This window comes from Hydrogenophaga sp. (genome assembly GCF_025699295.1).
In the GTDB taxonomy this organism is placed as follows: domain Bacteria; phylum Pseudomonadota; class Gammaproteobacteria; order Burkholderiales; family Burkholderiaceae_C; genus Hydrogenophaga.
The window spans coordinates 130507-150420 of the sequence record NZ_JAILWB010000009.1 but is presented as its reverse complement, the minus strand read 5'-3'; the positions used below and the strand labels follow the sequence as shown (position 1 = coordinate 150420).

20 protein-coding genes and 1 pseudogene are annotated in these 19914 nt (G+C 68.3%); 13 read left to right on the top strand and 8 right to left on the bottom strand.

What is annotated here, in order from left to right:
* Positions 1-73: 73 nt before the first annotated feature.
* Positions 74-1024 (bottom strand): tripartite tricarboxylate transporter substrate binding protein, encoded by a 951-nt coding sequence (locus tag K5880_RS11410; protein ID WP_297651864.1) that lies wholly within the window; start codon positions 1022-1024, stop codon positions 74-76.
* A gap of 146 nt (positions 1025-1170) precedes the next feature.
* Positions 1171-2199 carry a LacI family DNA-binding transcriptional regulator gene (locus K5880_RS11405; RefSeq protein ID WP_297651862.1) on the bottom strand — a complete coding sequence of 343 codons (1029 nt, stop codon included), beginning with the start codon at positions 2197-2199 and terminating at the stop codon, positions 1171-1173.
* An 87-nt stretch (positions 2200-2286) separates the two neighbouring features.
* Between K5880_RS11405 and garD the strand changes: the two genes are divergently transcribed.
* Together garD and cls are read left to right on the top strand one after the other, a co-directional pair.
* The gene (gene garD, locus K5880_RS11400; protein WP_297651860.1) at positions 2287-3900 is read left to right on the top strand and encodes a galactarate dehydratase; all 1614 of its coding nucleotides are present in this window, start codon (positions 2287-2289) and stop codon (positions 3898-3900) included.
* Between the two features lie 95 nt (positions 3901-3995).
* Positions 3996-5414 carry a cardiolipin synthase gene (gene cls / locus K5880_RS11395; RefSeq protein ID WP_297651857.1) on the top strand — a complete coding sequence of 473 codons (1419 nt, stop codon included), beginning with the start codon at positions 3996-3998 and terminating at the stop codon, positions 5412-5414.
* Positions 5415-5429: 15 nt separating this feature from the next.
* Here the strand turns inward: cls and K5880_RS11390 are convergent, their stop codons facing one another.
* The 3 genes from K5880_RS11390 to K5880_RS11380 form a co-directional block, all read right to left on the bottom strand.
* Positions 5430-5888, bottom strand: coding sequence for a hypothetical protein (locus tag K5880_RS11390; RefSeq protein WP_297651854.1), 459 nt, complete (start codon positions 5886-5888; stop codon positions 5430-5432).
* Between the two features lie 114 nt (positions 5889-6002).
* Entirely contained in the window at positions 6003-6452 is a 450-nt protein-coding gene (locus K5880_RS11385) for a hypothetical protein (RefSeq protein ID WP_297651852.1), read from the bottom strand.
* A gap of 48 nt (positions 6453-6500) precedes the next feature.
* Positions 6501-7211, bottom strand: coding sequence for a GntR family transcriptional regulator (locus K5880_RS11380; RefSeq protein ID WP_297651849.1), 711 nt, complete (start codon positions 7209-7211; stop codon positions 6501-6503).
* Positions 7212-7577: 366 nt separating this feature from the next.
* On the opposite strand from K5880_RS11380, the gene hydA reads away from it, so the two are divergent.
* From hydA to K5880_RS11345, 7 genes are read left to right on the top strand one after another with little or no spacing between them, the layout of a single operon-like run.
* Positions 7578-8999 (top strand): dihydropyrimidinase, encoded by a 1422-nt coding sequence (gene hydA, locus K5880_RS11375; RefSeq protein WP_297651846.1) that lies wholly within the window; start codon positions 7578-7580, stop codon positions 8997-8999.
* On the top strand, positions 8996-10435 hold the full coding sequence (locus K5880_RS11370) for an amidase (RefSeq protein WP_297651843.1): 1440 nt from the start codon (positions 8996-8998) through the stop codon (positions 10433-10435). The genes hydA and K5880_RS11370 overlap by 4 nt, the downstream gene beginning before the upstream one ends.
* Before the next feature lie 38 nt (positions 10436-10473).
* The gene (locus K5880_RS11365; protein ID WP_297651840.1) at positions 10474-11475 is read left to right on the top strand and encodes a TRAP transporter substrate-binding protein; all 1002 of its coding nucleotides are present in this window, start codon (positions 10474-10476) and stop codon (positions 11473-11475) included.
* 27 nt (positions 11476-11502) lie between these two features.
* Positions 11503-12030, top strand: coding sequence for a TRAP transporter small permease (locus K5880_RS11360; protein ID WP_297651837.1), 528 nt, complete (start codon positions 11503-11505; stop codon positions 12028-12030).
* A gap of 34 nt (positions 12031-12064) precedes the next feature.
* Positions 12065-13360, top strand: coding sequence for a TRAP transporter large permease (locus K5880_RS11355; RefSeq protein ID WP_297651834.1), 1296 nt, complete (start codon positions 12065-12067; stop codon positions 13358-13360).
* On the top strand, positions 13357-14109 hold the full coding sequence (locus tag K5880_RS11350) for an aspartate/glutamate racemase family protein (protein ID WP_297651830.1): 753 nt from the start codon (positions 13357-13359) through the stop codon (positions 14107-14109). The genes K5880_RS11355 and K5880_RS11350 overlap by 4 nt, the downstream gene beginning before the upstream one ends.
* A 34-nt stretch (positions 14110-14143) precedes the next feature.
* Positions 14144-15064: a fumarylacetoacetate hydrolase family protein gene (locus K5880_RS11345; RefSeq protein WP_297651827.1), complete on the top strand. Its 921-nt coding sequence runs from the start codon at positions 14144-14146 to the stop codon at positions 15062-15064.
* Positions 15065-15124: 60 nt separating this feature from the next.
* On the opposite strand, the gene K5880_RS11340 is transcribed toward K5880_RS11345, so the two are convergent.
* Both K5880_RS11340 and K5880_RS11335 read right to left on the bottom strand, forming a co-directional pair.
* Positions 15125-15961, bottom strand: coding sequence for a ThiF family adenylyltransferase (locus tag K5880_RS11340; RefSeq protein ID WP_297651824.1), 837 nt, complete (start codon positions 15959-15961; stop codon positions 15125-15127).
* 105 nt (positions 15962-16066) lie between these two features.
* Entirely contained in the window at positions 16067-17485 is a 1419-nt protein-coding gene (locus K5880_RS11335; RefSeq protein ID WP_297651819.1) for a HAMP domain-containing sensor histidine kinase, read from the bottom strand.
* A 177-nt stretch (positions 17486-17662) separates the two neighbouring features.
* On the opposite strand from K5880_RS11335, the gene atpE reads away from it, so the two are divergent.
* The 4 genes from atpE to K5880_RS11315 all read left to right on the top strand — a co-directional run bounded on the left by atpE (position 17663) and on the right by K5880_RS11315 (position 19477).
* A complete protein-coding gene (atpE, locus tag K5880_RS11330; protein ID WP_297651817.1) occupies positions 17663-17905 on the top strand; it encodes a F0F1 ATP synthase subunit C in 243 nt (80 codons plus the stop codon).
* The gene (locus K5880_RS11325) at positions 17902-18450 is read left to right on the top strand and encodes a hypothetical protein (RefSeq protein ID WP_297651814.1); all 549 of its coding nucleotides are present in this window, start codon (positions 17902-17904) and stop codon (positions 18448-18450) included. The genes atpE and K5880_RS11325 overlap by 4 nt, the downstream gene beginning before the upstream one ends.
* A 90-nt stretch (positions 18451-18540) precedes the next feature.
* Entirely contained in the window at positions 18541-18990 is a 450-nt protein-coding gene (locus K5880_RS11320; protein ID WP_297651813.1) for a MarR family transcriptional regulator, read from the top strand.
* A gap of 58 nt (positions 18991-19048) precedes the next feature.
* The gene (locus K5880_RS11315; RefSeq protein ID WP_297651811.1) at positions 19049-19477 is read left to right on the top strand and encodes an organic hydroperoxide resistance protein; all 429 of its coding nucleotides are present in this window, start codon (positions 19049-19051) and stop codon (positions 19475-19477) included.
* A gap of 93 nt (positions 19478-19570) precedes the next feature.
* On the opposite strand, the pseudogene K5880_RS11310 reads toward K5880_RS11315, so the two are convergent.
* Positions 19571-19909, bottom strand: a pseudogene (locus tag K5880_RS11310) (hypothetical protein); the annotation flags it as partial.
* Positions 19910-19914 lie beyond the last annotated feature (5 nt).

The following is a 19914-nucleotide window of genomic DNA, read 5'->3' as shown; positions in this document are numbered from 1 at the left end:
AGGATCCGGCTCCGCCGGTCCCAGGCATCGCCCCCTGGAAGGGGGTCGCGCGCAGCGCGGCGGGGTGAGACGCTTACTCCACCTTGATGTTGCGCGACTGGATGAGTTTCTGCCAGCGTGCGAACTCGGCCGCCTGGAAGGCAGTGAACTGCTCGGGCGTGCTGGCCACGATCTCGAAGCCCAGGTCAAGCAGCTTGGGCTTGATCGCCGGGTCGTTCAGTGCGTCCTTCACCGCCGCGTGCAGTTTGGCCTTGATGTCGGCCGGCGTGCCCTTGGGTGCGGCCATGGCCTGCCAGGAATAGACGTTGGCGTCCTTGATGCCCAGTTCCTGCAGCGTGGGCACGTCGGGCAGCAGCGGCGAACGCTGGGCGCTGGTGATGGAGAGTGCGCGCAGCTTGCCGGCCTTGATCTGCGGCATGGCGGTGTTGATGTTCATGAAGGACGAATCCACCTGGTTGCCCAGCAGGTCGGTCATCACCGGGCCGCCGCCCTTGTAGGGCACGTGCACGCCGGTGGTGCCGGTCTGCTGCCAGAACAGTTCGGCGGTCAGGTGGTCGCTGCTGCCGTTGCCCGACGAGGCAAAGGTCATCTTGCCGGGGTTGGCCTTCAGGAAGGTCTGCACGTCCGCCATGGACTTGTGCGGCGAGGCGACGGGCACCACGAGCACGTTGGGGGCCTGCACGGCGACGCTGATGTAGTCGAAGTCCTTGGGCGCGTCGTAGGTCACCTTGATCAGGTGCGGCGCGATCACGAACGGGCCGAGCGAGGACACGAACAGGGTGTGGCCGTCGGGCGCGGCGCGCACCACCTGCGTGGCGCCGATGGTGCCGGTGGCGCCTGGCTTGTTGTCCACCACGAAGGTGCCGCCGAGTTTTTCCTGCAGCTTGGGCTGCAGCGTGCGGGCGATCAGGTCGGTGGAGCCACCGGGTGGGAAGGGCACCACCAGGGTGACGGTCTTGTCGGGCCAGGCCATGGCGGCGGTCAGGGTCAAGGACGCGCCGATGGCGCACAGGGTTCTCTTCATGGTGTGTCTCCGTTGAGGGCTGTCTTCCAGGGAACTGTCGCGGCCGTCTGGTACCGGTACCAAATCAGCTCGGAGCGAATGGTAGCGGTACCAAATCGGATCGTCAACCGTTTTCTGATCAGGGGCGCAGCCCCTGCGGCGGAGCTTCAGGTGGTCTCGCGCTCGACGATGGAGAAGCCGACGTCGACCACGCGCTGCGCGACCTCGCGGCCCTCGGCGCGGTCGATCAGGTGCTGCGCGGCCAGGCGGCCGATCTCCGCGCCCTTGATGTGCACGGTGCTCAGCGCGGGCACCATGTCGGCGGCGAAGGGCACGTCGCCGAAACCAATCACCGCCAGGCGCTCCGGGATGGCCATGCCGCGCACGCGCGCCTCGGTCACCACGCCCAGGGCCAGCAGGTCGGAGCTGCAGAACACGGCGTCCACGTCGGGCGCCTGCGCCAGCAGGTGGCCCAGCGCCTCGCGCCCGCTGAGGATGGTGCGAGACGCGCCGACGTTGACCACCTGCACCGGCGCCAGGCCCAGGCGGGCCGCTTCCTCGGCAAAGGCGGTGGCACGCCGGTCGGCGCGCTCGTCCTCGGCGCGGATCATGGCCAGGCGCCGGCGCCCCTTGCCCGCGAGGAAGCGCGCCACCTCGCGACCGGTGTCGACGTGCGAGAAGCCCACCAGCATGTCGATCGGCGTGGGTGTCAGATCCCAGGTTTCCACCACCGGGATGCCCGAGGCCAGCAGTCGCGTGCGGCCCAGGCCGGGGCGCAGGATGCCGGTGAGGAAGATGCCGTCGGGCCGGCGCCCGATGATCGCCTCCAGCAGCGATTCCTCGCGGCTGGCCGAATAGCCCGACTGACCCAGCATGAGCTGGTAACCGGCGTCGAACAGCGTGCCGTTGAGCGATTCGATGGTCTGCATGAAGACCGACATGACCGTGCTGGGCACGACCGCCGCGATCAGCCGGCTGCGCGAGGACGCGAGGCCGCCAGCCATGCGGTTGGGCACGTAGCCGGTCTTCTGCACCGCGGCCAGCACCTTCTGCCGCACGTCGGCCGAGACCTGCTCGGGCGTGTTGAGCACGCGCGAGGCGGTGATGGGCGCGACACCCGCAAGCCGGGCCACGTCGCGCAGCGTGATCGCCCCGCTGCCCCGGCGCGCGCGCCGGGTGTTGTCGGATTCTTTCATTTGCGGCTTAAAATGGTACCGGTACCAAACCGTTGGCGATGGTAGCCTGAAATGGCTGCCACGCGCGCTGAATCATAGGAGATGCGGATGTCCGAGACCCTTGCCCCACCCACGGCCACCCCGCCGTCAGCCCCGCCGCTGACCATTCGCATGCACGCGCAGGACAACGTCGCCATCGTCGCCAACGACGGCGGCCTGCCCGCGGGCACCGCCCTGCCCGGCGGCCCGACCCTGCGAGACCGGGTGCCGCAGGGCCACAAGGTGGCGCTGACAGACGTGCCCGCCGGCGCGGCCGTGCTGCGCTATGGCGTGCCCATCGGCTACGCGCTCGACGCCATCCCGGCCGGCAGCTGGGTGCACGAGCGCCTGCTGAAGATGCCCGAGGCGCGTGGACTCGAAGACCTGCCCATGGCCACCGTGCGGCCCGAGCCGCAGCCCGCGCTGGAGGGCTACACCTTCGAGGGCTACCGCAACCCGGACGGCTCGGTCGGCACGCGCAACATCCTGGCCATCACCCAGACCGTGCAGTGCGTGGCCGGCGTCACCGACTTCGCGGTGCAGCGCATCAAGGCCGAGCTGCTGCCGAAATACCCGCATGTGGACGACGTGGTCGCGCTCGAACACGGCTACGGCTGCGGCGTGGCGATCGACGCGCCCGACGCGGTCATTCCCATCCGCACGCTGCGCCACATCAGCCTGAATCCCAACTTCGGCGGCGAGGTGATGGTGGTCAGCCTGGGCTGCGAGAAGCTGCAGCCCGAGCGCCTGCTGCCGCCGGGCTCCATTCCTCTGGTGGACGAGCGCAATGTGGCCGACGTGGGCACCAGCGCCGACACCCGTCTCGATGTGGTCTGTCTGCAGGACGACGCGCATGTGGGCTTCATGAGCATGGTCGATTCCATCCTGCGCCAGGCCGAGGAGCACCTCGAACGCCTGAACGCACGCCGGCGCGTGACGGTGCCCGCCAGCGAACTCGTGGTGGGCGTGCAGTGCGGCGGCAGCGACGCGTTCAGCGGCGTCACCGCCAACCCGGCCGTGGGCTTCTGCACCGACCTGCTGGTGCGCGCGGGCGCCAGCGTGATGTTCTCGGAAACCACCGAGGTGCGCGACGGCATCGCCCAGCTCACCGCGCGCGCCACCACGCCCGAGGTGGCGCAGGCCATGGTGCGCGAGATGGCCTGGTACGACGCCTACCTGAAACGCGGCAGCGTGGACCGCAGCGCCAACACCACGCCGGGCAACAAGAAGGGCGGCCTGTCGAACATCGTGGAAAAGGCCATGGGCTCGATCGTCAAGTCGGGCAGCGCGCCGATTGCCAACGTGCTCGCACCCGGCGAAAAGCTCAGGTCCAAAGGCCTGACCTATGCCGCCACGCCCGCGAGCGACTTCATCTGCGGCACGCTGCAACTGGCCGCCGGCATGAACCTGCACGTGTTCACCACCGGCCGCGGCACGCCCTACGGCCTGGCCGCCGTGCCGGTGATCAAGGTCGCCACGCGCAGCGACCTGGCGCGGCGCTGGCACGACCTGATGGACGTCAACGCCGGCACGATCGCCGACGGCACGGCCAGCATCGAAGACGTGGGCTGGGAGCTGTTCCGCCTGATGCTCGACGTGGCCAGCGGGCGCAGGAAGACCTGGGCCGAGCAGTGGAAGCTGCACAACGCACTGGTGCTGTTCAACCCGGCGCCGGTGACCTGAGCAGGCCCGCGACACCTTCGGTTACCTGAACGTGCCTTGACGGTGCCCCCCCGCGCTGTCATGGTGGCGCCTGTTTTCACACCAGGGGTTCAGACATGTCGTCTTGGCCGTCCGCCACGCTGCGGCGATTCCAGGCAGCGGTGGCGGTGCTGCTGTGCGCCATGTTTCTTGCCGGCTGCAAGAGCCTGCCGCGCGTCGTGCCCGACCTGGAGCGCCGCCCTGCCCCGGTGCAGCTCGAAGGTGCGCGGGGCCCGCTGTCGGCGGCGCAGAGCAAGGCCATCCTGGACCGCCTGCGCGCCAGCGGTCAAGGGGGCGACGTGCTCTCGCGGCACCTCGCGCTGGAAGAAGCCATCGTCGGCAGCCCGCTGACAGCGGGCAACCGCGCGGCGCTGCTGCAGGACGGGCCCGCCACCTACCGCGCGATGCTCGCGGCCATCGAAGGCGCGAAGGACCACATCCACCTGGAAACCTACATCATCGACGATGACGAAGTCGGGCAGCGCTTCTCCGATGCCCTGATCGCGAAGCAGCGCCAGGGTGTGCAGGTGCGCCTGATCCATGACAGCGTGGGCACGCTCAACACGCCCCGGGCGTTCTTCCAGAAGCTCACCGACAGCGGCGTCCAGGTGGTCGAGTTCAACCCGGTGAACCCGGCGGTGGCCGGCGTGGCCTGGGAACTCAACGAGCGCGACCACCGAAAGCTGCTGATCGTGGACGGGCGCGTCGCCTTTCTGGGTGGCATCAACATCAGCGGCGTGTACTCCAGCGGCTCGTTCGCCTCCGGCTCGCGCAGCGCGGACAGCGGCGGCCCCGAAGGCGACACCACCCCCTGGCGCGACACACACGTGCAACTGCGGGGGCCGGTGGTGGCCGAGTTCCAGAAGCTCTTCATCGCGACCTGGGTGGCACAGAAGGGTGAGCCCCCGGCCGGACCCGGCCTCTACCCGCCACCCGAGCAGGCCGGCCCGGACGTGGTGCGCGCGATCGGCAGCTCCCCCGAGGAGCCGTACAGCCTCATCTATGCCACGCTGCTCTCGGCCATCGGCAGCGCCGAGACCAGCGTCTACATCACCAACGCCTACTTCGCGCCCGATCCGCAACTGCTCGATGCGCTGGAGGCCGCCGCGCGGCGCGGGGTGGACGTCAGGCTCATCCTGCCGGGCAAGACCGATTCATGGCTGGTGTTCCACGCCGGGCGCAACTACTACGCGCGCCTGCTGCGCGCGGGCGTGAAGCTGTACGAACGGCAGGGCGTGATCCTGCACGCCAAGACCGCTTCCGTCGACGGGGTGTGGTCCACCATCGGATCGACCAACCTGGACTGGCGCAGCTTCCTGCACAACTACGAACTCAACGCGGTGGTGCTGGGCACCGAGTTCGGCGCCCAGTTGCAGCGCCTGTTCGACGCCGACCTGGCCGCCTCCACCGAGGTCACGCTGGCGCAATGGCGGCGGCGCAGTCTGGACGTGCGCATCAAGGAGCTGTTCGCGCGGATGTGGGAATACTGGCTGTAGGTCAGGTGGCCGCACTCAGCCCGGGTTCAGTGGCGTCGAAGGCATCGAAGGCGGTGGGGTGGTCGCGGGGGCCGACGGTCTCTCCAGCGTGATCAGCTCGCGCAGCACGCCCCCGCCTTCAACGGAGCCGGACACCGTGCCGTCGCCCCGGATCATGCGTTCGCACAGGGCCTGCCGCTCGGGCGGATGCACCTTGCAGCGGGCCACGGCGTTGCGCGCCCGGTCTTCGGCCGACTGGCCGGTGCCCAGCTCACCGCGCAGCGCTTCGGCGCGCGCGGCGCCCGCGTCCCGCAGGCAGCTGGTGCGCCGCGCGGCATCGGTCATGGTTTCGCAGACGGCGCGCTCGCGCTGGTAGTTGGCGTTGATGGCCGTCTTGTCCGGTGCCGGCCCGGCGGCCCAGGCCGGCAGCGCCATCACGGCCAGGGCGGCGGCACAGAGACCGCCGCTCATGCATCGATGGATCGATGGTTTCATGGCATGTTCTCCTGTGGTGGGCAGCGCGAAAGCACCGCCTCGGCCCTTCATGCTAGGCCGGCAGTCCTGGCCTGTCTGTAGGCCATGTCCGACGCGCGGACATGCCGTGACCGCCTATTCCCACTGCAGGTCGATCAGCTTCCAGTCGCTGCCGTCCAGCCGCCACTGCAGCTGCACCGCATAGGGCTCGGCGCGTTCCGGGATCAGGCCTTGCGCACCGGTCACCAGCACCCTGGCCTCGGTATGGCCGACCTGTGAACTGCCGCTGTCGATGCGGCTGTTGCGCGTGACGGCGACGATCCGCACGTTGGTGTAACGCAGGAACATCAGCGTCATGGTGCGCCTGGCCCATTCGGCGTCCAGGCCTTCACCGGCCTGGAAGCTGGCGTGCAGCTGGTCCATCACCGCGCTGGTATCGCGCGCTTCCAGGTTGTCCTGCAGCGCCTGCACCGCGGCTTCGAGCGCGGCCTGCGGGTCGGTCTTGCCACACCCGGCCAGGCCGAGGGTGGTGGCGGCCAGCGTCACCACCAGCAGGCGTCTGAGCGAAGGAATGAAGGGGGGCATGGGCGTGTCGGAATGGGAAAGTCTGCCAGGGAATCCGGCAGCGCCAGCTCAGCTGCCGAAGACCGCCTCGAGGTCCACTTCCACCGCTGCGCTGTGCAGCGTGAGGCTCTTCTCGATGTGGTCGAGGTGCCCGAGCATGAGCTTCTCAGCGCGGTTGGCGTCGCGCTTGGCGATGGCCTCGATGATGTCCGAATGCTCATCGGCCCGGCAGCTGTTCGCGGTCGGTGCGTCGTAGAGAAAAATGATCAGGCAGGTCAGCGTGGAGAGTTCGCGCAGGCTGCGCGCGAGCGCGGTGTTGCCCGCCAGCGTCGCGAGCAACTGGTGGAATTCACCGGACAGCCGCACCACGGCGCGCTGGTCGTCGCGGCGGCGCGCGTCCATTTCGAGTTCCTGGTGCTGCCGCAAGCGGGCGACCTTGTCCGGCGTCAGGGTGGCGATGAGGCGGCGGATCACGGCGGGCTCGATGAGGCGGCGCGCCTCGAAGACGTCCATGGCCTGCTCGGGCGTGGGGCGGGCCACGAAGGCCCCGCGCTGAGGGTAGAGGTCGACGATCTGCTCGTGGGCCATGCGCGCAAGCACTTCCCGGATGCGGGCCCGGCTCACGTTGAAGATGTTGGCCAGTCTGTCCTCTCCCAGCTTGGTCCCCGGGTGCAGCCGGTGCTCGAGGATGGCGACGTAGATGCGCTCGTAGATCTCGTCATTGCCCCTCTCTTGCTCCAGTTGGGCATGGGGCAAGTTCGTTCGCGGTTGGCGTGGCATGGGGCTGTGGGGAGTGAGATGCTGGAAGCCGGGCCTGGCGGGCGGGGGGCGGACCCTCCCGCTCCCGGGCGATTGTATCGGTGGCGTGTCGACATCGCTGCAGGGCGGGGCCGGTGGAATCGGTGCGGGCATGGGCGTGAAGATAGTGATCCGCAGACTGTGTCGACATTAGAGTAAACACTGATGTCGACAATTATCTCGTCAAATACCATTCACTCATGAATTCTGTAAACCACGTTGTCGACAATTGGCACGAATCTGGCTTTCCAGTTGATCGACTCCAGGAAACAACGCAAATGATCACTGCTTACATCGATGTCTACGCCGTTTCGGTGCATGCGTCCCGCGTTGGTGCAGGGGTGCCCCATGACTGAGCCACTGGATCTGGTCGTGCGCAACGCGCGCGTGGCCACGGCCAGCGACGTGTTCGAGGCCGACATCGGCGTGCGGGGCGGGCGCATCGTGAGCCTCGGCCTCGACCTCCCTGCCGGGGTGCGGGAGATTGACGCCCGGGGCCGCGTCGTCACGCCCGGTGGTGTGGATGCGCACTGCCACCTGGACCAGCCCATGGCGCCGCCGGTGCGCATGGCCGACGACTTCGACTCCGGCACGCGGGCTGCCGCCTGCGGCGGCACTACCACCGTGATTCCTTTCGCGGCGCAGGAAAAGGGCCAGTCTTTGCGGGCCGCCGTGGACGACTACCACCGCCGGGCCAGCGGCAAGGCGCATGTCGACTATGCGTTCCACCTGATCGTCAGCGACCCCACGCCCACGGTGCTGGAGCGGGAGCTGCCCGAACTGATCGCCGAGGGCTACACCTCGTTCAAGGTCTACATGACCTACGACGACCTCAAGCTCGACGACGGGCAGATCCTCGATGTGCTGGCCGTGGCCCGGCAGCAGGGTGCGATGGCGATGATCCACGCCGAGAACGCCGACGCGATCGAATGGCTGACGCGCCGGCTGGAGGCCGCCGGGCGCACGGCGCCGCGTTTTCACGCCCACGCCCGGCCCATGCTGGTGGAGCGCGAGGCCACGCACCGCGCCATCTCGCTGGCCGAACTGGTGGACGTGCCCATCCTGATCGTGCATGTCTCGGGCAAGGAAGCCGTCGAGCAGATCCGCTGGGCCCGTTCGCATGGCTTGCGGGTGTATGCAGAGACCTGCCCGCAGTACCTCTTCCTGACGGCCGAAGACCTGGGCCTGGACGACAGCTACAAGGGTGCGCGCTGCGTCTGCAGCCCGCCTCCCAGGGACGCGTCCAACCAGCGCGTGATCTGGGACGGACTCAACGACGGCCTCTTCACCGTCTTCAGTTCCGACCATGCGCCCTTTCGCTACGAGGGCGACGACGGCAAGAAGCCGGCGGGCGAGGAAGTGCCGTTCCGGCACATTCCCAACGGCATCCCGGGCATCGAGACACGGCTGGCGCTGCTCTATTCGGAGGGCGTTCTGGGCGGACGCATCACGCTGGAGAAGTTTGTCGAACTGGTGTCGACCAACCCGGCCAAGGCCTATGGCCTGCACCCGCGCAAGGGGGCCATCGCCATCGGCTCCGACGCCGATCTGGTCATCTGGGACGAAGGCGAGCGCGTCCTGCGCAACCAGGACCTGCACCACAACGTCGACTACACGCCCTACGAAGGCCGCGTGCTCAAGGCCTGGCCGGGCATCACCCTGGTGGGCGGCGAGGTGGTCTGGGACGGGCGCTTTCATGCACGCGCCGGCCAGGGGCGTTTCCTGGCGTGCGGCAAGCCCACGCTGGGCCCGGCAGGAGCACAAGCATGAATCTGATCGAAGCGTCCGCGCTCGAGGTGGCCGCGCTGGTGCGTTCGCGCCAGGTCAGTGCCCGTGAAGTGGCGCAGGCCACGCTGGATCACATCGAGCGCTGCAACCCGGCACTCAACGCCCTGATCCACGTCGATCCGCAGCGGGTGCTGGCCGACGCGGATGCCGTTGATCGCAACGGGCCGGACGACACCGCGCCCACCGGCGCGCTGCTGCGCGGCGCCACCTTCTCCGTGAAGGACAACCTCTGGGTTCAGGGACGCCCGGCCAGCCAGGGTTCGCGCCTGTTTGCCGACTTCGTCGCACCGGCCAGCGCCCTGGCCGTGGAGCGCCTGCAAGCTGCCCGTGGCGTGGCGCTGGGCGGCAGCAACTGTTCGGAATTCGCCTGCAAGGGCAACACCACGAACCTGGTCCACGGTGCCACCCGCAACCCGTGGGACCTCACACGCACGCCCGGCGGATCGTCCGGTGGCGCGGCCGCGGCCGTGGCCGCGGGCATGGGGCATCTCGCCCTGTGCACCGATGGCGGCGGCTCCACGCGCCGGCCGGCGGCGCACACCGGTGTGGTGGGCTTCAAGCCGAGCGCGGGCGCGATCGCCCACCCCGTCGGGTTCGCCGAACCCGTGTTCGGCAACAGCGTGGTGGGCCTGATGGCGCGCACGGTGGAAGACGTGGCCGCCCTGTTCGACACCGTGGCAGGCGGGGACCCGCGCGACCCGTTGTGCGTGGCAGGTGCGCCCCAGCTTCCCACCGCCGCACACCTGCAGAACACCCTCAAGGGCCTGCGGGTCGCGTTCAGCCCGCGCCTGGGGTTTGACGTGGTGGTGGACCCCGACGTGGCGGCGGCCACCGCCCAGGCCGCGGCCTGGCTGCGCAATGCGGGCGCCGATGTGATCGAGACCGATCCGCAGTGGCCACAGGGCACGAGCGAAGACGCCCTGATGCCGCTGCAGTTCAGCGGGCTGGCGGCCATCCACGGTGAAGCCTTCCTGCAGAACCCCGCCCTGTTCGACCCCGACATCGGCGCGCAGATCGAACGCGGGCTGACCCTGCGCGGCGCGGACGTGGCCAGCGCGCTGCTGCACCGCGAAGCCCTGTACCGCAGCCTGGCCGACTTCTTCAACCACTTCGCTCTGCTGCTCACCCCCACCACGCCCTGCGTGGCCTGGCCGCTGCAGGACCTCGGCCCCCGGACCATCGCGGGGCAGGCCGTCTCGCCGCGCGCGCACGCCGCGTTCACGCCGGTCTTCAACCACGTGTACGCACCGGCCTGCTCGGTGCCGATCGCGCTGGACCGCCAGGGCCTTCCCATCGGCGCCCAGCTGGTGGCGTCCCGCGGCCAGGACGCCACCGTGCTTCGTGCCGCGTGGCACCTTCAGAGCGCCGCACCGGCGCGTTTTCGCCAACCCGTTCCGTTCCCACCCTCCCTGGCCTGAGCCAGTCTTCCACCGCTTCCACCGAAGGAGAAATCGCCATGTCCCAACTGACTCGAATGCTCGCCGTCGCCGGCCTGTCCACGCTGCTGGCCCTGCCGGCCATGGCCGCGAAGATCAAGATCGCCACCAACGTCGCCGACACGTCCAACTGGGTCGTGGGCGCCAAACGCTTCAAGGAGATCGTCGAAAAGGAAAGCGGCGGACGCCACCAGGTCGAGATCCACGCCAATGGCGTGCTCTCCGGTCGCAACGACCGCGTCGAGCTCGAAATGGCCCAGGCCGGTGCCGTGGAAATCATCATGAAGACCACGCCCTGGCTCGCGCAACTGCACCCCGACTTCATGGTGATGTCCGTGCCCTGGGTGTTCCCCGATTCGAAGACCGCCATGGCGGTGATGGACGGCGCCATCGGAGAACGGCTCAACAAGCACCTGCAGTCGCGCAACCTGCACGCCCTGGGCTGGGGCTCGGGCAGCTTCTTCCAGCTCTACACCAACAAGGGCCCCATGAAGGCACCGGACGACCTCAAGGGCGTCAAGATCCGCACGCCCGGCCTCAACCTCTACCTCGATTCCTGGAAGGCCATTGGCGCCAACCCGGTGGCCATGAACTTCGCCGAAGTGTTCTCCGCGCTCCAGGCCGGCGCCATCGATGGCGGCATCTCGCCCATTCCGCTCATCTACTCGTCGCGCTTCTACGAGGTGAGCAAGAACATCTCGGTGGTGAACTTCTCGTTCGAAGCCGTGGGCTTCATCGCCAGCAACACATTCTGGTCCAAGCTCTCCGACGCCGACAAGGCCCTGGTGCGCAAGGCCGCCACCGAAGCCATGGCCCACCAGCGCAAGGTGGCCGATGACGAGGAGGCTGACCTGGTGAAGAAGATGGAGGCCGCCGGTGTGAACGTGTACACCCCCACCACCGCCGAGCTCAACGCCTTCAAGGCCAAGCTGGATCCCGTGATGCCGGGCTTTCGCAAGCAGATCGGCGAGGACCTCATGAAGACCGTCGAATCGGAAGTCGCGCGCGTGCGCAAGCCCTGAGACCCGCACCACCCTGGAGTCGCCACCATGAGCACCACCCCCACGACGGACACATCCACCGGGCCCTGGTCCCGCGCCGGGCGCTGGCTGGACCGCGCCGAGTTCTGGTTCATCGCCCTGGCCTGTGCCGGCATCGTCGTGCTCGTCTTCGCGGGGGTGCTCTCGCGCTTCGTGTTCTCGCAGCCCATGGCCTGGTCCGAGGAGCTGGCCCGTTACCTGTTCCTCTGGGCCGCGCTGGTGGGGGCGGCGGCGGGCTGCCGCAACAACCAGCACGGCGGCATCCCGCTGCTGGTGCACAAGTTCCCTCCGGGTGGGCAGCGCTTCGTGGAGGTGCTGGTCACGGTGCTGGTGATCACCGTGCTCGTGGTGCTGGCGTGGCAAAGCCTGGGCTCCACCCGGCAGGGGCTGGAGAGCGGGCAGACGAGTCTGGCGTCGGGCATACCGGTCTGGGTGATCAATGGCATCGCCCTGGTGGCCTACCTGCTGGCCATCCTGCGCACGGCGCAGGGGTTCAAGGCGGGTGCCTACCACCCGCGCAACGCCGTCGCCGAGTGAACGCGCACGACCGCACAGACCAAGGACACGCGACATGGAACTCCTGAGCAACCCGGCCGTCATCGGCTTCTTCGTCTTCTTCGGACTGCTCGCGCTCAACGCGCCGGTGTTCGTGGCCCTGGGCGGGGCTACCCTGTTCACCATGGTGGTGCTGGAAGCCGCGCCGCTGAGCATGATGCCCTTCGTGGTGTCGAGTTCACTCGACTCGTTCACGCTGCTGGCCACACCGCTCTTCATCATTGCCGGCAACCTGATGACGCGCACCGGCGTGGCTGCCCGGCTGGTGAGCCTGACCGAAATCGTCTTCGGCCGCATGCCCGGTGGCCTGGCCCTGACCACGCTGGTCACGGGCTGCGTGCTGGGCTCCATGAGCGGCTCCAACATCGCCACCGTGGCCGCGCTGAGTTTCCTCATCGGCGCCATGGCGAACTCGGGCTACCCACGCGCCTTCGCCGTGGCCGTGGTGGCGGCGGGTTGCACCTTCGGCGTGGTGATTCCGCCTTCGATCAGCTTCATCATCTATGGCGTGATCACGGAGACCTCCATCCCCAAGCTGTTCGCCGCCGGTGTCATGCCCGGCCTGCTCATGCTCGTCATGCTGGGGGGCTACACGGTCATCGTGTCCGTCGTGAAGGGCTACCGACCCGCCGATATCGAGCGCTCGTGGCCGATCTTCTTCAAGGCCCTGCGCGAGGCCTTCTGGGGGCTCATGGCGCCGGTGATCATCCTCGGCGGCATCTACTCCGGCGTCTTCACCGCCACGGAAGCAGCCGCCGTGGCCGTCGTCTACATCATCATCGTGGACCGACTGGTGTACCACCAGATCCGCTGGCAGGACATGCCCGAAGTGTTCTACCAGTCCGGCAAGACGATTGGCGTGATCGGCATGATGATCGCGATGTCGGCGGTGTTCGCCTGGGTGCTGCAGACGCAGGGCGTGGCCCAGTTGCTCGACCAGATGCTGCACGCCGTGAGCGGTGGCAGCCGGGTCGTGATCCTGCTGGTGATGCAGTTCATCATCTTCCTCTCGGGCATGTTCCTCGAACCCATCGCGGCGATGTACCTGCTCGTCCCGCTCTTCAAACCGACGCTGATGGCGATCGACATGGATCTGATCCAGTTCGGCGCGGCCATGACGGTCAACCTCTCGCTGGCGCACCTCACGCCACCCGTGGGCGTGGGCCTGTTCCTGGCCGCGCAGATGGGCAATGTATCGTTCGCCAAGGCGGCGAAATGGGCCATTCCTTTCGTTCTGTGCGAGATCGTGGTCGTGCTGCTGACCACCTTCGTTCCCGCCGTCGCGATGACGCTTCCCAATCTGCTGAAATGATGAAACGCATTCTGCTGGTCAACCCCAACATCTCACAGAGCGTCTCGGACCTGATCCGCGCCGAGGCCGAGCGCAGCGCGTCCCCCGGTACCGAGATCGAGGTTCTGACCGCGCCCTTTGGCGTGGCCTACATCGAAACCCGGTTCGAGGCCCTGATCGGGGCGTACGCCACCGCCGAGCTGGTGGCCCAGCACCACGCGCGCTTCGACGCCGTGGTGGTGGCGGCCTTTGGCGACCCGGGCCTGCCCGCGCTGCGCGAGGTGCTGGACTGCCCGGTGACGGGCCTGACCGAATCGGCGCTGGCCAGTGCGTGCCTGCTCGGGCAGCGTTTCTCCATCGTGGCCATTTCGCAGCGCATCCGCGCCTGGTACCGCGAAACCGTGCAGTCCTGTGGCCTCGAGGGTCGACTCGCCAGCATCCGCGGCCTGGACGAGACGCTGCAGGACATCGGCAACGTGCAGGGCAATCAGGGCGAGAAGCTGGTGGCGCTCGCGGAACGCTGCGTGGCCGAGGACGGGGCCGACGTCATCGTGCTGGCCGGCGCGCCGCTGGCAGGCCTGGCCCGGTCGCTGCGGGGCCGGTTGCCCGTGCCCTCGGTCGATGGGGTCTCCAGCGCCGTGCGCCATGCCGAGTCGCTCATTGCGCTGCAGCCCGGGATCGCGCGCAGCGGAAGTTTCTCGCCGCCTCCGATCAAGCCGCACCAGGGGCTCAGTCCGGCCATCGCGCGTCTGCTGGAACGCAAGCGTTGATGCGCCTCATGCGAGACGCCCTGCGAGGTACGGCATGAAACTCCTGCGGTATGGACCCGTCGGGTCTGAAAGGCCGGGCATCCTGGATGCCCAGGGCGTCATCCGCGACCTGTCCCCACTGATTTCCGACATCACGCCCGAGGTTCTGGCGCCGGATGCCCTTCACGCGCTGCAGGCGCTGGACGTCTCGCAGCTCCAGGCCGTCCCGGGCCAGCCGCGCCTGGGCGTGCCATGGACCGGCATGCCCACCTACCTGGGCATCGGCCTGAACTACCACGACCATGCCGCTGAAGCGGGCCTGCCCATTCCGCGCGAACCCATCATGTTCGCCAAATGGACCAGTTGCGTGTGCGGCCCGAACGACGACACGCTGATGCCCATCGAAGCCACCCAGCTGGACTGGGAAGTGGAACTGGGCGTGGTCATCGGGAAGGTGGCGCGCAACGTGCCCGAACACAAGGCCCTGGAGCACGTAGCCGGCTATTGCCTGACCAACGACGTGTCCGAGCGGAGCTTTCAGATCGGACGCAGCGGTGGCCAATGGAGCAAGGGCAAGGGCTTCGACACCTTCGGCCCCGTCGGGCCCTACCTCGTCACGCCGGATGAGATCGGCGATCCGCAAGGTCTGGATCTCTGGCTGAAGGTCAATGGTCAGCGCATGCAGTCCGGCAACACCCGCGACATGATCTTCAGCTGCGCGCAACTGGTCAGCTATTGCAGCCGGATGATGACGCTGCGCCCCGGGGACCTCATCAGCACCGGCACACCGAGCGGCGTGGGCATGGGCATGAAACCGCCGCGGTTTCTGCAGATCGGCGATGTCGTGGAACTGGGGTGCCCTGCGTTGGGATCCCAGAGACAGCGGATCGTGGGGGCCCAGGAAAACCCGCTTCCCGACCTGCAGCATGGGCCGCATGGCACGCGCGGCTTCCTGCAGCACCGGCAGGGGGTCTGAACATCGTCGTCATTGCCCCCGTGGATGCGCTGGGCGCGGGCCTGATCCGGCCACGCCAGCTCAGTAGCTCAGCCGCGCCGCCGAACGCAGCACCTCGGCGGTGGTCGTTGGCAGGCCGAAGTATTCCAGGTAGGCCGGGATCTGTTCGAACAGCATGTCCGAACCGATCTGCACGCGGCAGCCACGCGCCTGCGCGGCACTGAGGAAGGCCGTCATCTCGGCGCGCATGACCACTTCGCCGACGAGGGTGTGCGCCTGCAGCCGCGAGACGTCCATGGGCAGCGGGTCGCCCTCGTTCATGCCCATGGGCGTGGCGTTGACGACCAGGTCGAAGCCCGCCGGGTCGTTGCTGCCGGTGCGCACCTCGATGCCCGGGTAGCTGGCATTCAACCGTTCGCCCAGGGCCTTCGCGGAGAGGGCATTCACGTCGTACAGCGCGATGGCGCCGATGCCGGCGCCGGCCAGCGACGCCGCGATGGCGCTGCCCACGCCGCCGCAACCCACCACCAGCACGCGCGCGCCCTGCAGCACCAGGCCCTTGCGCTGCACGCCGCGCACGAATCCCGCGCCGTCGAACATGTCGCCCACGAGTCGCCCATCGGCGTCGCGCCGCACCGCGTTGCAGGCGCCCGCGACCTTCACCGTCGGCGTGACGTCGTCGAGCAGCGCTACCGTGCTCACCTTGTGCGGCATGGTGATCAGCGCGCCCCGGATGTTGCTCAGGGAGAACAGCGACTTCAGCAGCGCGGGAAAGTCGTCCGCGCGGCAGCCGAAGGGCACCACCACGGCGTTGATCCCCGTCTGCTCGAAATACGGGTTGTAGATCATCGGCGACTTGAAGGTATGGGTCGGGTAGCCGATGTGGGCAATGAGTTCCGTGTGGCCGTTGATGTGCATGGTGGGCTGTACTGTAGGCGCGCGGTCGGTCAGCCTCTTCGCGGGCGTGCCGCGAACCAGCCGATGTTCACCTGATGCCGATCGATGATTGATCGTTTCAAGGGTTCATCCAGGGTGGGAAGCGTCGGCCGGCAGGGTCCACCAGAACCGGGCACCCTCGCCGGGGGCCGAAGCCGCACCCACGGCGCCGCCGTGCCGCTCGACGGCGCGCTTGACCACCGTGAGGCCCAGGCCGGTGCCACCCACCTTGCGCTCGTCCAGCCGCGAGAAGGGCTGGAACAGCTCGCCAGCCTTGGCCGGATCGAAGCCGGGGCCGTTGTCCGACACGGTGAAGCGCCAGAAGCCACCATCGCGCAGCGCGCAAAGGGTGACGCGCAGGCCGCTGTGGCCGTCGCCGAATTTCAGCGCATTGCCCAGCAGGTTCATCACCACGTGCTGCAACAGGCTGGCATCGGCCTGCACCACGGGCATGGCCTCCATCTGCACGGCCTGGGGTGCGTTCGGGAACTGCAGGGCCAGCGAACGCAGGCAGTCCTGCACCAGGGCCTGCATGTCCACCGGCGCCAGTTCGGGCGGGCCGTGGTCCACCTTGGCCAGGTTGAGCAGGTCGTTGACCATGTTCGAAGCCCGCAGTGCTTCGCGGCGGATCAGTTCCAGGCTGCGCTCGGCACCGGCAGCGTTGCCCGCACGGTAGTCTTCCAGGGCCACGTCCGCCAGGCCGGCGGCGTTGCGCAAGGGGCCGCTCAGGTCGTGCGAGACCATGCCGGCAAACGAGCGCAGGCCGCGGATGATTTCCTCCAGCTGCTGGGTGCGGCTGCGCACGATGTCCTCCAGCGAATCGGTCAGCCGCTGCAGGGCCTGTTCGGCGCGCACGCGCTCGTGCAGCTCACGCGCGAGGATCTGCGAATCGCGGTGCAGGATCAGCGTCATCACGAACACGAACATGATGCTGATCGGCAGCGGCGTGAGCTGGCGGAAGTTCAGCAGGTTCATGTCGGTGGTCACGGCCACGCCCAGCAACAGGGGATGCCCGAGGAACAGCAGCGCCAGCACCAGCTGGCCGCTCCAGCGGTCGTGCCACCACACCCACAGCAGCCAGCCGGCAGCGATCACGAAGATCAGCGCGATCGTCAGCGGCCCCGCGAAGTCCCAGCCCTGCAGCAACGCGCTCATGGCGACCACCAGCACCGGCGCGCCCAGCAGCACCACCAGGAACACGCGCGTGGGTGAAGTTCCCCGGGGCGAGAAACAGGCCTGCAGGCCCGCGAGCACCGCCGCCATGGCGATCAGCCCCAGGATCGAGCCGACCGGCCCCGCGGCGGGGTCGCTGAGCCAGCCCATGGCCACGGACAGGACCAGTGCGCCCTGGGTGAACCCGAACACCAGCGCCGAACCCGCCAGCCATTTCACGTACGGCCAGGAGCGCGCGCTCGCGTGCATCAGGAAGGTCATGCCCAGCATGGCGATCAGGATCGCGGACAGGATCCGGATGTCGCTGAAGAAATTCAATACCGACAGGGTCACGAGGTTGTTTCCTACGCGGGCTGCGGACAGAGAAAGTGCCCTGGCCAGGGCACCGCTGGGCGCAGTGTAGGGCAGCGGCCTGCCCGGGCGGTGTGATGTTTGACATGACCTCCCAGGTCATGGATTTCGCGCCACAGCGCGGGCACAGTGAAGCCATCCCAACGAAAGGAGCTTCACATGTCAGACCTCAGCACCCTTCCCCTCGCCGTCGGCCACATGATCGGCCTGGGCGCCCTGGGCTCGTGCATCGGCATCGGCGTCATGGCCAGCAAGTACCTGGAAGCGTCGGCCCGCCAGCCCGAGATGATGGAGGCAATGCAGCCCAAGGTCTTCCTGCTCGCGGGCCTGCTGGACGGGGCCTTCATCATCTCGGTGGCGCTGGGCGTGTGGTTCGCGCTGGCCGCCCCGTTCCCCCGATGAAGCGCGCAGCCCGCACGCGCCATGTGGTGGTGGCGGGCGTGGCCGGCGGCGCGGTGTTGCAGGAACTGCTGGCCGGCGACCGTTTCGAGCGGGTCACCCTGCTCACCACGCGCCACTTCCTGCGCATGCCACGGGGCATGTCCCACGCGGTGCTGGACGCAGCCGACTGGCGCGCAGGCCTGCCAGGCGATGCCGACCACGCGGTGCTGGTTTTTGGATCGCCCCGGCGCGAGCGGGAGGCCCTGCTGTGGCACCCGGCCCGCGCCGATCTGCTGGGCCTGGCCACGGCACTGCACAGCCAGGGGGTTCGCACGCTGGAGCTGGTGCTGTCGCCCGGCATCGAACCCCTGGGCGCAAACGAGCGCCAGCGGCTGGAGGAACTCGGATTTCACCGGCCGGCGTGCGCACGCGCCGCACCGCTCGCATGGCTGGCCAATGGCTCCTGGCCCGAACGCCTGGCCGCCTGGATGATCCGCACCGTGCTCGCTTCCATGCAACAGGTGGCCCGGGCGCAGATCCGTCCAGGGCAACGGCCGGGTCGCTGACCCCGGCCGGGAAGCGGATGCCCGTTTTCTCATCATGGTTGTTCGCATTTTAATTGCACACAATTTAATTGGCAGCTACATTAACAACCCATGAACACGCCACACATCTCCAGCGATCAGGCCCTGCGGCTGGACCACCAGCTCTGTTTCGCGCTGTACTCGGCCTCGCTGGCCATGACCAAGCTGTACAAGCCCCTGCTCGACGAGATCGGCCTGACCTACCCGCAGTACCTGGCCATGCTGGCGCTCTGGGAGCGCGACGGCGCCACAGTCTCCGAACTCGGCGAGCGCCTGCACCTGGACTCGGGCACCCTCACCCCTTTGCTCAAGCGGCTCGAAGCCGCCGGGCTCGTGACGCGCCTGCGCGACGTGCAGGATGAACGCCGCGTGCTGATCCGCCTCACCGCCGCGGGCCGCCGGCTCAAGACGCGTGCGGCACGCATCCCCGGCTGCGTGCTGCAGGCGACCCAGTGCGGCGTGTCAGAAGCGCTGGCGCTGACGCAGCAGGTCCAGGCGCTGCGCGACCGTCTCAGCGCCTGAACCGTTTCCCCAACCACCACCCCCGCTTTTCAGAAGCGTTCAACCCAAGGAGCCCACCATGCCCACTTCTCTTGACAAAGTTGTCTACACTGCCCGCGCCCACACCACCGGCGGCCGCGAAGGCACCTCGCGCAGCGACGATGGTCTGCTCGACGTGAAGCTGAGCCCGCCCAAGGCCATGGGCGGTGCCGGCAACGCCACCAACCCCGAGCAGCTGTTCGCCGCCGGCTACTCTGCCTGCTTCATGGGCGCGCTCAAGCACGTGGCCGGCATGAAGAAGGTGCCCGTGCCAGCCGATGCATCGATCGACGCCGAGGTCGACATCGGCCCGATCCCGGCGGGCTTCGGCATCGCCGCGCGCCTGGCCGTGAGCCTGCCCGGCATGGACCGCGCCGTCGCACAGGGCCTGCTGGACGCAGCCCACCAGGTGTGCCCGTACTCCAATGCCACGCGCGGCAACATCGACGTGACGATCACGCTGAAGTAAACCCGGCGCACGCAGGAAGGCCCCACCGGCTCGCGCCGATGGGGCCTTTTTCTTTTGTGGCGGGGCGTGTGGTTCCCGTCAGTTGCGCTCGTGAGGATCGTGGATCACGGTGCTCGTGCCCACGCCGACACCGACGCGTGCGTTGCCGCTGCCCACGCTGGTGCTCGCGCCCACACCGGCCCCGGCGCTGACCTGGCCACGCTGGTTCACGCCCACGCCCACCCCCACGGGGCCGACACCGGTGCTCACGCCGGCGTTCACGCCGCCCGAGCCCACGCCCACGCCGATGGAGAAAGGCCCGATGGGAAGGCCGACACCCACGCCCACCCCCACGGACGAGCAACCCGCGAACAGGGTGGCCACCGCCACCAGCAGGGCAGCCTGTGCGCCGCGTGCAAAACGGCTCGATGAAGAGATGGCGGCGGAGGTCATGGTCG

What these genes read in the sequence shown, in the direction of transcription:
- hydA (WP_297651846.1), top strand. Translation starts at nt 7,578, where the DNA reads ATGACTGAGCCACTGGATCTGGTCGTGCGCAACGCGCGCGTGGCCACG.
- K5880_RS11355 (WP_297651834.1), top strand. Translation starts at nt 12,065, where the DNA reads ATGGAACTCCTGAGCAACCCGGCCGTCATCGGCTTCTTCGTCTTCTTC.
- cls (WP_297651857.1), top strand. Translation starts at nt 3,996, where the DNA reads ATGTCGTCTTGGCCGTCCGCCACGCTGCGGCGATTCCAGGCAGCGGTG.
- K5880_RS11405 (WP_297651862.1), bottom strand. Translation starts at nt 2,199, where the DNA reads ATGAAAGAATCCGACAACACCCGGCGCGCGCGCCGGGGCAGCGGGGCG.
- K5880_RS11345 (WP_297651827.1), top strand. Translation starts at nt 14,144, where the DNA reads ATGAAACTCCTGCGGTATGGACCCGTCGGGTCTGAAAGGCCGGGCATC.
- K5880_RS11365 (WP_297651840.1), top strand. Translation starts at nt 10,474, where the DNA reads ATGTCCCAACTGACTCGAATGCTCGCCGTCGCCGGCCTGTCCACGCTG.
- K5880_RS11350 (WP_297651830.1), top strand. Translation starts at nt 13,357, where the DNA reads ATGATGAAACGCATTCTGCTGGTCAACCCCAACATCTCACAGAGCGTC.
- K5880_RS11315 (WP_297651811.1), top strand. Translation starts at nt 19,049, where the DNA reads ATGCCCACTTCTCTTGACAAAGTTGTCTACACTGCCCGCGCCCACACC.
- K5880_RS11410 (WP_297651864.1), bottom strand. Translation starts at nt 1,024, where the DNA reads ATGAAGAGAACCCTGTGCGCCATCGGCGCGTCCTTGACCCTGACCGCC.
- garD (WP_297651860.1), top strand. Translation starts at nt 2,287, where the DNA reads ATGTCCGAGACCCTTGCCCCACCCACGGCCACCCCGCCGTCAGCCCCG.
- atpE (WP_297651817.1), top strand. Translation starts at nt 17,663, where the DNA reads ATGTCAGACCTCAGCACCCTTCCCCTCGCCGTCGGCCACATGATCGGC.
- K5880_RS11320 (WP_297651813.1), top strand. Translation starts at nt 18,541, where the DNA reads ATGAACACGCCACACATCTCCAGCGATCAGGCCCTGCGGCTGGACCAC.
- K5880_RS11370 (WP_297651843.1), top strand. Translation starts at nt 8,996, where the DNA reads ATGAATCTGATCGAAGCGTCCGCGCTCGAGGTGGCCGCGCTGGTGCGT.
- K5880_RS11390 (WP_297651854.1), bottom strand. Translation starts at nt 5,888, where the DNA reads ATGAAACCATCGATCCATCGATGCATGAGCGGCGGTCTCTGTGCCGCC.
- K5880_RS11360 (WP_297651837.1), top strand. Translation starts at nt 11,503, where the DNA reads ATGAGCACCACCCCCACGACGGACACATCCACCGGGCCCTGGTCCCGC.
- K5880_RS11325 (WP_297651814.1), top strand. Translation starts at nt 17,902, where the DNA reads ATGAAGCGCGCAGCCCGCACGCGCCATGTGGTGGTGGCGGGCGTGGCC.
- K5880_RS11340 (WP_297651824.1), bottom strand. Translation starts at nt 15,961, where the DNA reads ATGCACATCAACGGCCACACGGAACTCATTGCCCACATCGGCTACCCG.
- K5880_RS11385 (WP_297651852.1), bottom strand. Translation starts at nt 6,452, where the DNA reads ATGCCCCCCTTCATTCCTTCGCTCAGACGCCTGCTGGTGGTGACGCTG.
- K5880_RS11380 (WP_297651849.1), bottom strand. Translation starts at nt 7,211, where the DNA reads ATGCCACGCCAACCGCGAACGAACTTGCCCCATGCCCAACTGGAGCAA.